This window comes from Mesorhizobium norvegicum, from assembly GCF_004919685.1.
Taxonomy (GTDB): Bacteria; Pseudomonadota; Alphaproteobacteria; order Rhizobiales; family Rhizobiaceae; genus Mesorhizobium; species Mesorhizobium norvegicum.
Genome location: NZ_SMYZ01000037.1, coordinates 1 through 13,722, shown reverse-complemented (window position 1 = coordinate 13,722; position 13,722 = coordinate 1). Strand labels below are relative to the sequence as shown.

At 64.5% G+C, this 13,722-nt stretch carries 13 protein-coding genes; 6 read left to right on the top strand and 7 right to left on the bottom strand.

Going from position 1 to position 13,722, the window contains the following annotated elements; genetic code table 11:
* Positions 1 to 2: 2 nt before the first annotated feature.
* From FCU66_RS14665 to FCU66_RS14655, 3 genes are all read right to left on the bottom strand, one after another.
* On the bottom strand, positions 3 to 656 hold the full coding sequence (locus FCU66_RS14665; RefSeq protein ID WP_136621677.1) for a glutathione S-transferase family protein: 654 nt from the start codon (positions 654 to 656) through the stop codon (positions 3 to 5).
* A gap of 91 nt (positions 657 to 747) precedes the next feature.
* On the bottom strand, positions 748 to 2,316 hold the full coding sequence (locus FCU66_RS14660) for an FAD-dependent monooxygenase (RefSeq protein ID WP_136621676.1): 1,569 nt from the start codon (positions 2,314 to 2,316) through the stop codon (positions 748 to 750).
* Positions 2,317 to 2,584: 268 nt separating this feature from the next.
* On the bottom strand, positions 2,585 to 5,188 hold the full coding sequence (locus FCU66_RS14655; RefSeq protein ID WP_181956551.1) for a bifunctional diguanylate cyclase/phosphodiesterase: 2,604 nt from the start codon (positions 5,186 to 5,188) through the stop codon (positions 2,585 to 2,587).
* A gap of 212 nt (positions 5,189 to 5,400) precedes the next feature.
* Between FCU66_RS14655 and FCU66_RS14650 the strand changes: the two genes are divergently transcribed.
* On the top strand, positions 5,401 to 5,838 hold the full coding sequence (locus FCU66_RS14650; protein WP_136621674.1) for a VOC family protein: 438 nt from the start codon (positions 5,401 to 5,403) through the stop codon (positions 5,836 to 5,838).
* 180 nt (positions 5,839 to 6,018) lie between these two features.
* Here the strand turns inward: FCU66_RS14650 and FCU66_RS14645 are convergent, their stop codons facing one another.
* The gene (locus tag FCU66_RS14645) at positions 6,019 to 6,912 is read right to left on the bottom strand and encodes a LysR family transcriptional regulator (RefSeq protein ID WP_136621673.1); all 894 of its coding nucleotides are present in this window, start codon (positions 6,910 to 6,912) and stop codon (positions 6,019 to 6,021) included.
* Between the two features lie 103 nt (positions 6,913 to 7,015).
* On the opposite strand from FCU66_RS14645, the gene FCU66_RS14640 reads away from it, so the two are divergent.
* The 4 genes from FCU66_RS14640 to FCU66_RS14625 all read left to right on the top strand — a co-directional run bounded on the left by FCU66_RS14640 (position 7,016) and on the right by FCU66_RS14625 (position 9,245).
* Entirely contained in the window at positions 7,016 to 7,774 is a 759-nt protein-coding gene (locus FCU66_RS14640; RefSeq protein ID WP_136621672.1) for an SDR family oxidoreductase, read from the top strand.
* Positions 7,775 to 7,784: 10 nt separating this feature from the next.
* The gene (locus FCU66_RS14635; protein WP_136621671.1) at positions 7,785 to 8,678 is read left to right on the top strand and encodes an SDR family oxidoreductase; all 894 of its coding nucleotides are present in this window, start codon (positions 7,785 to 7,787) and stop codon (positions 8,676 to 8,678) included.
* A gap of 31 nt (positions 8,679 to 8,709) precedes the next feature.
* Entirely contained in the window at positions 8,710 to 8,922 is a 213-nt protein-coding gene (locus FCU66_RS14630; protein ID WP_136621670.1) for a tautomerase family protein, read from the top strand.
* Positions 8,923 to 9,083: 161 nt separating this feature from the next.
* Complete coding sequence (locus tag FCU66_RS14625; RefSeq protein WP_246093900.1) at positions 9,084 to 9,245, top strand: hypothetical protein; 162 nt, start codon at positions 9,084 to 9,086, stop codon at positions 9,243 to 9,245.
* Between the two features lie 46 nt (positions 9,246 to 9,291).
* On the opposite strand, the gene FCU66_RS14620 is transcribed toward FCU66_RS14625, so the two are convergent.
* On the bottom strand, positions 9,292 to 10,185 hold the full coding sequence (locus FCU66_RS14620) for a hypothetical protein (protein ID WP_136621669.1): 894 nt from the start codon (positions 10,183 to 10,185) through the stop codon (positions 9,292 to 9,294).
* A gap of 328 nt (positions 10,186 to 10,513) precedes the next feature.
* On the opposite strand from FCU66_RS14620, the gene FCU66_RS14615 reads away from it, so the two are divergent.
* The gene (locus FCU66_RS14615) at positions 10,514 to 10,795 is read left to right on the top strand and encodes a hypothetical protein (protein WP_246093899.1); all 282 of its coding nucleotides are present in this window, start codon (positions 10,514 to 10,516) and stop codon (positions 10,793 to 10,795) included.
* A gap of 45 nt (positions 10,796 to 10,840) precedes the next feature.
* On the opposite strand, the gene FCU66_RS14610 is transcribed toward FCU66_RS14615, so the two are convergent.
* Together FCU66_RS14610 and FCU66_RS14605 are read right to left on the bottom strand one after the other, a co-directional pair.
* Positions 10,841 to 11,815 (bottom strand): nucleoside hydrolase, encoded by a 975-nt coding sequence (locus FCU66_RS14610; RefSeq protein WP_136621667.1) that lies wholly within the window; start codon positions 11,813 to 11,815, stop codon positions 10,841 to 10,843.
* Positions 11,816 to 11,930: 115 nt separating this feature from the next.
* A complete protein-coding gene (locus FCU66_RS14605; RefSeq protein ID WP_136625418.1) occupies positions 11,931 to 13,589 on the bottom strand; it encodes an acyl-CoA synthetase in 1,659 nt (552 codons plus the stop codon).
* Positions 13,590 to 13,722 lie beyond the last annotated feature (133 nt).

Below are 13,722 nucleotides of genomic sequence, written 5' to 3'. Positions count from 1 at the left end.
TATCAGCCGGTCGGTTGCTTGCCGGCGTTGACCGCCAATTGCGCGTCAAAAGCACGCTTGTAGGCGGGCCGCGCTTCGCCGCGGGCGACATAGGCGGAGAGGTTCGGATAGTCGTCCAGAATACCCGACGCTTTCAACCTGAGCAGCACCGACACCATCATCAGGTCGCCGGCGCTGAACGCGCCATCGAGCCAGTCGGCATCGCCAAGGCGACGGGAAAGTTGGCCCAGCCGGTTACAGACGCGATCCTGGACGAGAGGCATGCGTTGCGCGGACCAGGACTTGTCGCCCTCAAGGATCCTGGCGGTTCCGAGTTCAAGGATCGGCGGCTCCACCGTGCTGAGCGCGGCGAACATCCATGTGATCGCGCGCGCCCTTGCATTCGCATCGTCCGGCAACAGGCCCGCATGGCGCTCCGCGATATGGAACACGATCGCCCCCGTCTCGAACAAGCCGAGATCGCCTTCTTCGTAGGTCGGAATCTGCCCGAAAGGATGAAGCGCCAGATGTGCGGGTTCCTTCATCGCCCTGAACGAAACAAGACGAACCTCGTAGGGTTGGCCCACTTCTTCCAGCGCCCAGCGAACGCGCGTATCACGCGCCAGTCCCTTGCCGCCATCGGGCGACCGTTCAAAGGCCGTGATTGTGGGGGTCATTGGAAGGCTCCGGGTTGTCTGGTGTCCAGTTCTCGCGCTTTGCCTGCAGAGGACGAACGACCGGCGCGACTCCCGACACCTTACATCGTTTTTAGCCACCGGATTTCGCGTACCGAACCTGTTTGGGTTCGCCGAACCATCGCGACGCGGCCTTTGCAGCGCCCTCCAGGTCAGGGGCAGCGTCCGCGGCCCAGGCAACGAAGCCATCGGGGCGCACGAGCACCGCGCTCAAGCCCAGCCGCTCCTTGGCGTCGCTTGCGACATAGGCGATCCGCTCCCTCCAGCGGCTTGCAAGCGCTTGGAGGGGAGGGCTGATGTCGAAGTCCAGAAGCAGGCCTTGCCCGTTTCTGAGGCGTTCGCCGAGCCTCGTCCCGTCGACCAGCTCGAAGTCGGGCGCGCTGCGGCCCACCAGTGGGTGGCCGCTGCCAAGATCGTAGCGGAGAGAGACGCCCCAGACGCGCTCGGCGAAGTAGGTCGCGCCGTCGCGCGTGTCGATGAGATCACGGATGATGGCTTCGAGCGCACGCGAACTCCGGCTCGGCCGGATGAGCGCGACCTGGGCGCGCGACCAGTCGAGAACCTGCGCTCCCACCGGATGCCGCTCGCTCAAATAGCTGTCGAGCAGACCGGCCGGCGCATCGCCACGGATCGTGGAAGCCAGCTTCCAGCCAAGGTTCATTGCGTCGCCAAGCCCGAGGTTGAGCCCCTGGCCGCCCAACGGGGAATGGATGTGCGCGGCGTCGCCGGCAAGCAGCACCCGCCCCTTGCGGTAAGCCGTCGCCTGGTAGGCGCGATCCGTCCAGGTGGTGGCAAGCCGGAGCGCCGTCACCGTGACGTCTGTGCCGGAAACATGCCGCAACACCGCCTGCACCTGGTCGAGCGTGACCGGCTGGGTTCGGTGGAACGCGCCGCCGTCGAAATCGACCATCGCGATCACCCCAGGCGGCGCGTAAGTATACATGCCGGTCGGCGTGTAGTGGCGGCCCGGGTTGAGCTTGTCGGGATCGGCCATCTCGACCTCAACGGAATAGCCGGTGAATTCGGGATCGGTGCCGACGAACTCAAAGCCGCCAGCCTTGCGAACCGTGCTGCGGCCGCCATCGCAACCGACGAGCCAGCGTCCGCGAAAAGTCTCGCCGCCGGCGCGAACAGTCACGTCCTCGTCCGACTGGTCGAGGTCTTCGACGCCGACGCCGCGTCTGATCTCGACCCCCATCGCGCTTGCGCGAGCGGCCAGGGCGGATTCGAGGGACTCCATCTCGACCGCCATGCTGGTGCCGGCCGGACCTGGCAGGCGATACGGCCACTTCGAGGCGTCGATGGTGTCGTGGTAGAACTGGATGCCGGCAAAATGCCCACCCGGGCGGCGCGGCTGTTGCATCCAATGCGCGGCAGCCGAAGCGCTGCCCGGGTCATCTTTCGTGCGTTGCGGCGCCGCGATGTCGTTCAGCAGCCCGCGACGGTGGAAAGCTTCAAGGGTGGGCACTGAGAGGCCGCGCATGCCGAATGGAAGCCGCTTCAACGGGGAGCGCGGGTCCTCGGCCTGCTCCAGCACCAGGACCCGGAGGTTCGCGAGGCGCAGCTCGCAGGCGAGAAACAAGCCGACGGGGCCGGCTCCGGCAATTACGACGTCATAGAGAGAGGAATGTCGCTCGTTCATGGAAGACTCCTTGGTCGATATGTTCGACCGGAGCGTTCCTCAAGCTTGAAGACCACACGGACGAACGATTGAACGCTTGAGAAGCGTCCGATGTTCGTCGTGGGGATCTCGTGCACGAAGCCAAAGACCAGAGCTTTCGTTACCGAAAGGACTTGGGCTTACCAAACCAAGTCTGCCTTTTCCGACATGGGCTATATAACGTCGCCGCGATTGATCCGCAACGGACACGGCGGCGGCGACCAGGGGCAACGCCATCGGGCAGGGGCCATTACCCCGCGGCCAGCCATTTGCGCGACTGGGCGAAGGCCTTGAAGGCCTTGGCCTCCATCGGGCGGCCAAAAAAGTAGCCTTGCAGGATATCGCAGCCAAGCTCTTTCAGGATGCGCGCATGCTCCATCGTCTCAACGCCTTCGGCAACCACTTCGATGCCGAGCGATTTGCCGATCTCGATGATCGACGCAACCAGGTGCCGCTGCGCCATCGAGCCGGTGATGGGCGTGATCAACTGGCGGTCGATCTTGAGGCGGCGCGGCCGCAGCTTGAGCAGCGAGACGATCGAGGCATGGCCGGTGCCGAAATCGTCGATCTCGATGTCGATGCCGAGATCCTTGATGTGCTCGATGTTCCAGGTGACCAGATCATCGTTCTCGTCGAGAAAGATGGACTCCACCAGCTCGAACGATACGGTTCCCGCCTTGATGGCGAGCTTGCGCAGGCCCTCGATCAAGTCCTTGTCCTCCAGGCGCCTGGCCGAGACGTTGACCGACACGCGCGGGATGTTGAGATGGCTGCGCGACCAACGCTCGAAATTCTCGAGCGCGTGTTTGAGGACGATGCGGTCGATCAGCGCCACGACATTGAGCTCTTCGGCCACCTTCAGGTAAGCGTCGGGGGCCAGGATGCCACGTCGCGGATGCTTCCAGCGCGACAACGCCTCGACGCCAACGATCTCGAACGTCCGGGCGTCGAACTGCGGCTGGTAGTAGGCGGTGAATTCGTGCCGCTCCAGTCCGCCCAGGATCTCATCGGCGGTCTGCTTGGTCCGTACGATCTCGCTCTGCAGCTCTTCGTTGAAGAATTCGTAGCGGTTGCGGCCACGGCCTTTGGCCCGATAAAGCGCGAGATCGGCGTTGACGAGCAGTTGCCTGGCGTCGACGCCGTTGTTGGCGGCAATGCCGATACTCACTCCGAACCGGCACGGATGGCCGCGAAAATCGACAGGCTGGCGCATCGCCTCGATGATGCGGTCGGCGAGCGCCGAGAGCTGGTCGTCGTCGCGCCCATGGCTCACCACAACGAATTCGTCGCCACCGATGCGCGCAACGAAATCGGCTGCGCCCGCATTGGCCTTGATGACATTCGAGGCATGCACCAGCATGGCATCGCCGGCGGCGTGGCCGAGCGTGTCGTTGATTTGCTTGAAGCGGTCGAGGTCGAGATGCAGCAGCGCTGTGTGGCGGTCGGGTTCGCCATTTTCGGTCAGCAACTCGTCGAGATAGCGGCGATTGGGCAGGCCAGTCAGCGAATCGTGCAGCGCCGCATGCTCGATATGCGCCTTGGCAAGCTTCAGCTCGGCGTTTTTCGCTTCCGACAATTGGCGCTCGTGCACAAGGGTTTCGTTGAGCAGCACGTCGCTGGTCACGTCCCATTCGGCGCCGATCATCTTTGGCGTGCCGCCGATACCCTGGAAGTGGCTTGCACGCGTGCGCACATGGCGGACAGCGCCGCCGGGGCGCAGGAGCCGGTATTGTGAGGAGTAGAGGCCTTTTTTCGCGGCGGCCGAATCGAAGTCCCGCTTGGCCCGCTCGATGTCTTCGGGATGGATCGCCTGCGCCCAGTCATCATAACCGCGTGGCTTGCCGTCGGCTGGCTTGCCGTAGATTTCGTTGACACGGTCGTCCCACACCAGTTCGTTGGTGGCGAGGTCATGCTCCCACACGCCGATGCCCGAGGCTTCCAGCGCCAGCTCAAGGCGCCCGGACAGGCGTCTCAGTTCGGCGTAGTTTTTCTGCCTTTCGCCGAACAGCCGCCCGGCAACGAGGATCGGCAGCACCACCAGCGCGCCGGCGAGCGCCATGAGCGCCCTCAGCAGCCACTCATTCTTCGGAGCGGCTGGCCAGCCGCCCTTGGGTATGGCCGAAATCCGCCAGGAGCCTGAAGGCAGCTGCACATCGGCAGACACGGGGTTGCCGGCCGCGACATTGTCGCCGCCAAAGAAACGTTCGCCGCCGCCGCCCAGCGCATCCGCGCCGGTGAGCGCAACATCGATGTCGAGTTCGGGGTTGGTCAGCCCGCTCGCCGCGTAGAGCCGGTCGACATCGACAACTGCCGAGACGATGCCCCAGAAGCGGTTGCCGCCGCCCGCCGTCGGCACAAAGACCGGAATACGCCCGATGAAGCCACGCCCGCCTTGCGCCAGATTGACCGGCCCGGCAAACACCAGCACGCGCTGGTCGCGCGCCCGCAGCGCTGCCATGCGTTGCGCCTCGTTCTTGCGATAGTCGAGCCCGATCGCCTTCTCGTTGCCTTCCATCGGGTACATCAGCGAGATGACGAGGTCGGGCGCGCCGGCGATGTTGTGCAATTGCGATTTCTGCTGGAACAGATTGCGGGCAAGCGAGGCAAATCTCTGCTGGCCCATATAGGGCTCCGTGACGATGGCCGAGACAAGCCCCTGAACAAGCTGGAGATTTCCGCCGATGTTGCCTTCGAGCTTGGCGCGGATGATGTTGACCTTGGCCAGCACATCGGCGCGCGCCAGCTGATCCGAGACCCTGCTGTTCTGCTGGTCGGCAAAGACGGCGCAGGCCAAAAGCACGACAAAAGCAATCGCCGCCGGCAAGTTGGCGGAAGAAAAAACGGCCTGTCTCACGCGGCCGAGACTGAGTTCCGTTGTAACCAATTCGACCCGAATACCTCTCCTGAACAAGAGCCCATTGGCCGAATCTAGTAGCAAACGCTTAAATTTGCCCTTCCAGGCTGGCGGGAAGTTTCAGCATCTATCGGTGTTGGGGCACCTCAAGCGTCCGTTGTTAGACCAGGCGGCACCTTGTAGATTGGAACGACACCTTGGAGATTGGAAACATGGCGCTCAAGCGGATGGACAACGTTGGAATCGTCGTCGAAGACCTCGGAGGGGCGGTTGATTTCTTTCGCGAGCTCGGCCTCGAACTCGAAGGGCGGGCCACGATCGAAGGAGAATGGGCCGGACGTGTCACTGGACTGGGCGATCAGCATGTTGAGATTGCCATGATGCGCACACCGGACGGCCACAGCCGGCTCGAGCTCTCCCGCTTCCTCACGCCGCCTGTCGTCGCAGATCACCGGAACGCCCCGGTCAACGCCCTAGGCTACCTCCGCGTCATGTTCACCGTGGACGACATCGACGAGACGCTTGAAAGGCTCCGCAGGCGCGGCGCGCAGCTCGTAGGCGAAGTCGTCCAGTATTTAGACGCGTATCGGCTCTGCTACATCCGTGGGCCTGAAGAGCTTCTCATCGGACTCGCCCAAGAACTCAGCTGAGCGCAATACGAAGACAAATGGCAGGAGTGACCAATGTCGGCGAGCACATCCGAGGCCGCCCCGCCTGTTCGAGGTCCATCGCTCCACGGTCGGCCGCGTTCTCGCCAAGCACGATCAGGTCGTCAACCCGGGCCGGGACGCCCGCGAAAGCCGCCGTCAGCAGCCTTTAGTGGACCTGCTCTAAAGATTCGCCTCGGCGAAGATGCGCGCGGCCCAGTCGAGGAAGACGCGAAGGCGTGGCGAGAGCTGTCTGTTCTGCGGGTAAAGCGCCGATAGCGGCGTCGGCGATGGCGGGTAGTCGGCCAGCACCTCGACCAGCGTGCCATCGGCTAGGTCCTTCTCGAAGCGATAGCGCGGCGCCTGGATGAGGCCGAGGCCAAGCCGCGCCAGATCGGCGGCGGTGTCGGAATTGTTGGCCGTCACGCGCCCCGGCAGCCTGACTTCAACGGTCTTGCCGGCGACGGTGAATTCAAACGGAAGGGTCTCGCCGGTGCGCGACGAGACGAAACCCACCGCCTGGTGCCCGTCGAGCGCATCGGGGGAGGCGGGCGTGCCATGGCGTTCGAGATAGGCGGGGCTGGCGCAAGTGATCTCGCGGATCATCGCGAGCCGCCGCATGATCATGCCGCTGTCGGGCGGCTCGCCGACGCGGATGACGCAGTCGACGCCCTCGCGCACGAGATCGACCAGCCGGTCGCTCTGGCCGATCTGCAGGTCGATTCTGACATAGCGGGCGAGAAACTGTGGCAGGCGCGGCAAAAGGAACGTGCGGGTGAGCAGCGTGCTGGCGTCGATGCGCAGCAGCCCGTAGGGCTCGGCGTTGCGGAAGGCGGCCTCGGCATCCTCGATCTCGGCCAGGATCGACAGGCAGCGCCGATAGTAGGCTTCGCCGTCCTGCGTGGCGTTCACCTGCCGCGTCGTTCGTTCCAGAAGCCGCGCGCCGAGATGCTCTTCCAGCCGCCGGATCGCTTCCGTCGCGGTTGAACGCGGCAGGCCGAGATCGGCCGCGGCAGCGGTGAAACTGCGCCGCTCCAGAACGCGAACAAAGAGCCGCATCGTGTCCAGTCGATCCATGGCCTTTGTTCGCAGTTTCCGAATAGTGATGTCAATAGGAGGCTGATTATCCGGAATGCGGCTTGGCCTATATCCGTGTCACCAACAACACGGAGAGACTTCCATGACATCCAATCAAACAAGTACGGGTGGCCAAACCAGAACCGCGATCGTGACCGGCGCCTCCAAGGGCATCGGTGCCGCCATCGCACAGCGGCTCGCCCGCGACGGCGTCGCCGTCGTCGTCAACTATGCACGGGGCCGCGCGGAGGCCGAAGCGCTTGTGCGCAGCATCGAAGCCGGCGGCGGCAAGGCGATCGCCGTTCAGGCCGACATCGCCGATCCGGCCGGCCTCGCGGCACTTTTCGACGCCGGCGAGAAGGCGTTCGGCGGCATCGACATCCTCGTCAACAATGCCGGCATCATGAAGACGTCGCCGATCGCGCAGACCGACGATGCTTCGTTCGACACGCAGATCGCGATCAATCTCGGCGGCGTGTTCCGCGGCATGCGGGAAGGTGCGCGCCGGCTTCGCGACGGCGGCCGCATCATCAATTTCTCGAGCAGCGTCGTCGGCCTCTACCAGCCGGGCTACGGCGTCTACGCCGCCACCAAGGCAGGCGTCGAGGCGATGACCCACATCCTGGCCAAGGAGCTTGGCGCGCGCCGTGTCACCGTCAACGCGGTAGCGCCCGGACCGATCGAGACCGCCCTGTTCACCGACGGCAAGAGCGAGGCGCAGATCGAGGCCATCGGCAAGATGATCCCGCTCGGCCGGCTTGGCCAGCCCGACGACATTGCCGGGCTGGTTTCATTCCTGGCCGGGCCGGACAGTGGCTGGGTCAACGGACAAATCATCCGCGCCAATGGCGGCGTGGTCTGAGGAGATAGCCATGCAAAAGACAATCCTGATCACCGGCGCTTCCAGCGGCTTCGGCGCGATGACCGCACGCGCCCTGGCGAGAGCAGGCCACACGGTCTATGCCTCGATGCGCGACCCCTTGGCGCGCGGCGGCGTGGCAGCCGCCGAGATGGAGAAATTCGCTCGCGACGAGGGCCTGGCGCTCAAGCCGATCGCGCTCGACGTGACTTCGGACGCTTCGGCCGAGGCGGCGGTCCGGCAGATCCTCAGCGAGGCCGGCCAGCTCGACGTGCTCATCCACAATGCAGGGCATATGGGGTTCGGTCCGACCGAGGCGTTCTTGCCCGAGCAGCTGGCGCAACTCTATGATGTCAACGTCGTCGGCACGCAGCGCGTCAACCGTGCGGCCTTGCCGCACATGCGTTCACTCGGCCGGGCACAGATGATCTGGGTCGGCTCGAGCAGTACGCGCGGCGGCACGCCACCGTTCCTCGCGCCCTATTTCGCGGCCAAGGCAGGCATGGATGCGCTGGCCCAGAGCTATGCGCTGGAACTCGCCCGCTTCGGCATCGAAACGACCATCGTCGTGCCGGGCGCCTTCACCAAGGGCACCGAACATTTCCACAATGCCGCGGCACCCGCCGATGCCGAGCGCGCCGGCGCCTACTGGTCCGGTCCCTATGCCGGTGCCGATCAGCAGGCGCTGAAAGGGCTGGCGGCACTGGAGCCGGCGGATGCCGATCCGGCTGATATCGCGGTGGCCATCGTCGATCTCGTGGCGATGCCGCACGGAAGCCGACCGCTGCGCGTCCACATAGACCCCTCCGACGATGGTGCCGCGATCGTCAACGGCGTTGCCGACCGCGTGCGCGCGCAACTCATGGAACGGATCGGCCTTGCCGACCTGCTCCATCCCAAGGCCTGAAAATCCACCCTCAAGAGACAGGAAAACGATCATGCCATTTGCCAACATCAAGATGCCGCAGGCCGCTCTCTCCAAGGCGCAGAAGGAAGACCTCATCCATCGAACCACCGCCATGTTCGTCGACTTCTTCGGCGAGGGTGTGCGCCCCTACACGATGGTGCTGGTGGAGGAGGTCACTGACGGCGGCTATGGCCGGGCCGACGAAGTGTTCGTCGTGCCGGAAGTTTTTCGCGCGAAGGAGTAGTACAGGGGCAAGTGACGGCGGCTCGAATTCTCGCAAAAACGGGACGAGGAACCCAGATTCTTCAAGGGTTGCGCCGGCACCCCCACCCGGACCTTCGGTCCGTTTCCGGGGCGAGCCACGGGTCTCGCCCGTCCTTCGGACCCGCGGCGGAGCTAGAGGCGATGATCGCGTCAGCTCCCTGGCTCGGCTTGCTGCGGGCGTTCTGGATACGCGGCGAGACCGCGCTTGAAACGGCCACGCCGGAAGCCGGGGCGCTTTATCCGGATCTGACTTTCGAGACCATCGAAAGCGCGTATGTGGCGATGGCGGGCGCAAAGGGCTAACAGTGGCGGGGCTGAGCGGGCAGGGCGCCCAAGCGCCGGAGGAGGCCTACTTGCCAGCCATGTGATCGGCAAGCTCCTGGGCTTGGGCGAGAAGCGCCGGGAAGACCGGCTCGCTCGGCAGGTGCTGGCCCATGCAGGCGCGATAGTCGGCGTCTCCTTTTTCCCAGGCGACGTTGGCGGCATCGTACGCCGTTTCGTCCTTGAGGTCCGAGGCCTGGTAGGCCTCCTGGAATTTCTGGGCGGCGGCGTCCGCCGACGTCCACACGGCGTCGCAGGCCGCGATCTTCGGCATAGGCGCTGTCGCGGGCGCCGAGGCGATCATGACGCTGTTGCCCTTGACGAGCGTGACGATGACCTGCTGGTCGGGGTTCGGCCCTATGTCCTGCGCCCAGCCGCCGAGCCTTGCAAAGGCGATGTCGGCGCCCTCGGGCTTCTTCAGGGACAAGTCGAGCGTCCCGGTGAACGCGGCGTCGCTGTTGATCGCCTGGGTGTAGAAAGCATCGAGCTTCAGCGCCGCATCGATGTCGGCGGGCAGTCTGAAGTTTTCGTCGAGCTCGGCTGCCCTGGACTGGAGCCAGCGCTCGAGCAGCCCCCGCGTCGTTGCCACGAGGCTCGGGCCGTCATCGCTTTTGGCGTATCGCAAACCGTCGAGCATGCCGAATCCGATATCGGCATCGCTCAGGCTTCCGAGATTGATCGTGCCGTTTGCCGGGAAATCGGCAACCGACAAGGGGCCGAGAATGGTGGACAGACGCCCTTCGAGATCGGCCAGGGCCTTCGCCCCGGCGGCATCGAGCGTTTCCACGGGTTCGTTCGCGCTTGCCAGTGCAGCGATGGCGGAAATCGCCTTGTCGCGGGCGGCGATATAATCGTCCTCCGGCGAGGCCGCGAAAACCGTGCCGGTCACGAGCGCGAAGATGATGGTCCAGACCAACCGCATGACATACTCCCCCGATCCACAGGCCGGGAGCCATCGAGCAGCTTTGCGGCAATTGCGCGGCAGCGACCGTCGAAGCCAAACATCCTGATCCGCAAAGGATGCAATCGGCCCATTAACCATCGATTAACTATCCGGTCGCCTTTGAATCAAATTTGGCGGATACTGTTTTTGGGCCGAACGAGGCTGCTCGAGAGACCTGGAAAGACAGCAATTGTCAGCTTGGCGTGCCGCTTTCGGTCGCGCTGCAGTCTGAACTCAAAAAAGAAGCGACGGACCACCGTCGCCTTGCGGGGAGGCGCCAGCATCATTTTTGATGAGGAGCGCCAGAATGAAGATCGAAGACGCAGTTACGGCGGCGACAGCCGAGGCCAACGCGCTGCTATCTTGCCTCGGCCAGCCCGTTGTCGCCTACCACGTCACGGCAATCATGCGAGAGGCAGACCTGGAACACGCCAGGCAGATGCAGCTTGCCTTGATGCGACGAAGCATCGAGGCGCTCGTCGATGACGGCCTCGAGAGTGTGGCCGCAGAGCGTTTTGCCTCGCAGTTCCATGGTCGCGTTGGCTTGACCTGGAGGCTGCTCCACGCTTCGGATGGCGTGGCGCATTGAAGGGATGGCTTACGGAGCGACCAGGTCATAGGGATACGGCTTGAGTCACGCCTTCTGCCTGGTCAATCGCTCTAGCGCATCCACAATCAGATCACAAAACTTCGGATGGTCGAGCTTCATCGCCACGGTGTGGCGGAAGTCGGTCTGCTCGCTCGCCGTGCCGCCGAAATGGTGCATGCCGCCCATCTTCTCGAAATTGCAGACCGTCATGCCCTTGGTCCACCGGCCGGCAAGCTCGACGCGGATATCGGCCTTCTCCGTGGTGAAGACGGTCGGGTCGATCATGGCCGCGACGCAGCATGCGTCATGGACGGCGGGATATTCGATCTGCAGCAGGCCGCCATGCGTGGTCGCGATGAACTCCCAGATATCGAGAATGAACTTGGCCATCGGGCCACCGACGGCGCGCACCCGGTCCTGAAGCCCTTTGGTCGCGAGCGCCTGATGCGTGAGGTCGAGACCCACCATGGTGACGTCCCAATTCGCCCGGAACACCACGTCGGCGGCCTCCGGATCGGCATAGACGTTGAACTCCGCCGCGGGCGTGATGTTGCCGCGCGTGAAGCTTCCCCCCATCGCGACGACCCGCTTCACCCGCTCGACGATGCGGGGGTCCTTGCGCACGGCAAGCGCGATGTTGGTGTAGGGGCCGACCGGCACCAGCGTGATCGTCTTCGGCTCATGCGCCATGACGGTGTCGATGATGAAGTCGACGGCATGCCGCTTGTCGAGCTCGAACGAGGCGGGCGGCAGCACGGGGCCGTCGAGCCCGGTATCGCCGTGGATCTCGACGGCCAGCACCTGGTCGATGAGGAGCGGGCCGGGAGAGCCCTTCGCTACCGGCACCTTGATCCCGTAGGCGGTGCAAACGGAAAGCGCATTGCGCGTGGTGTTCTCGACATTGTGGTTGCCCGAAACCGTCGTGATGCCGAGGAGATCGATCTTTGGATTGCCTGCCGCCAGCAGGATGGCGATGGCGTCATCATGCCCAGGGTCGCAGTCCAGGATGATCTTTTCCATGGTGGCACCTCCCTTGTCGGCCGAACCTGTTGGAACAAGAGACTGCCGTGCCCACGCCGTCAAGGTTCTGGTCCTCAACCGATCCAGAGCCAATCGGGCCCCTGCGTAACTCCGCTTACCCCTTCCGTTTCTCCACCTCCGCCTTCCTCAGCAGGAACCGCTGGATCTTGCCGCTCGGTGTCTTCGGCAACTCGCTGACGAACTCGACCTCGCGCGGATAGGCGTGGGCCGAGAGGCGCTTGCGGACATGCTGCGCCAGTTCCTCGGCCAGCGCCTCGCTGCCTTGAAAAGCTGGCGCCAGGATGACGAAGGCCTTGACGATTTCGGTGCGCTGCGGATCGGGCACGCCGACGACCGCTGCCTCGTTGACCGCGGGATGCTCGATCAGCGCGCTTTCGACGTCGAAGGGGCCGATGCGGTAGCCGGCCGAGGTGATGACGTCGTCAGCGCGGCCGATGAAGGAGATCGAACCGTCGGGCTCGAACTCGACCGTGTCGCCGGTGCGGTAATAGCCGCCCGCTATGGCCGGGGTTTCGGCCTGGTGATAGCCGCCGAACCAGCGCAGCGGCGAGTTGGCGATGTCGACGGCGAGGATGCCGGGCTGGTTGGGGCCAAGTTCCTGGCCCGCCTCGTCGAGCACGACGATGCGGTAGCCCGGCATGGCAAAGCCGGCCGAGCCGTGGCGCACCGGGTGCGACAGGCCGTGATGGTTGTTGACCATCATGCCGTTCTCGGTCTGGCCGTAATGGTCATGGATGGGGGCGGCGAGATGGGCGTCGAACCAGCGGATCACTTCCGGGTTGAGCGGCTCGCCGGCGCTGCTCACCACGCGCAGGCGGCCCTTGACGCGGGCGGCGGACGCGGCGCCTTCGGCCAGCAGCAGGCGGAAGGCGGTGGGCGAACCGGCGAGGCTGGTGACACCGAGGCGCTCGATGATGTCGTAGGTGCTCCTGGCGGTGAAGGCGCCCTCGTTGAAGGTCGTGGCGATGCCGAGCAGCAGGGGACCCGTGATGGCGTAATAGAGGCCGTAGGCCCAGCCGGGATCGGCGATGTTCCAGAAGACGTCGTCGGGCCTCAGCCCGATCGCATCGCGCATATAGGCGCCGAAGGCCATCAGCGCGCTGAGCGGCACCGGCACGCCCTTGGGAAAACCGGTCGTGCCCGAGGTCGACATCATCATAAACAAATCGTCGCCCTTGCGCAGCACCGGCTCGCATTCGGGCGAGGCGGCGGCAAAGGCGGCGCGGAAATCGATGTCGCCAGCCGGCAAGGCTTCGCTGGGGGCAAGGATGGTCGCAACGCGCGGGCAATCCTCGACCTCGTCGAGCTTGCCGCGATTGGCTGTGTTGGTGACGACCAGTTTCGCGCCGCTGGTCTTCAGCCGGTGGTCGATGGCCTTGGGGCCAAAAGCGGTGAACAGCGGCTGGTAGACCGCGCCGATGCGCCATGTGCCGAGGATGAACGCCACCAGTTCGGGAATGCGCGGCAGCATGCCGGCGACGACATCGCCGGGGCCGACGCCGGCCGCTTTCAGCATGTTGGCGACCCGCGCGGACATATTCTTGAGGTCGTCGAAGCTGAATTCGCGCAGCTCGCCTCCGGTGGAGATGGCGCGCAACGCCAGCCGGTTCTGGCCGGTGTGGCGATCGCAGCATTCGATGCAGGCATTGATGCCTGTCGCGGGATCGCCCTGAAGTTTTGCAATCTCATCCTCGATGCGGAAGCGTGCAACGGCGTCGATGTAGCGCGGCAGCTGCGCCGGTGTGTTGGTCATGGCAGTCCTCCCTGGCGGCGCCGCATCTCCCTATGCGGCGCTGCCGGCTGTGAGCTTGCCCGAAATTGCTGGCGTGGTCGATGCGGCGAAAGTTGGGGATGGGGTAGGTTGGTGCTTGAACACCCCCCTCTGC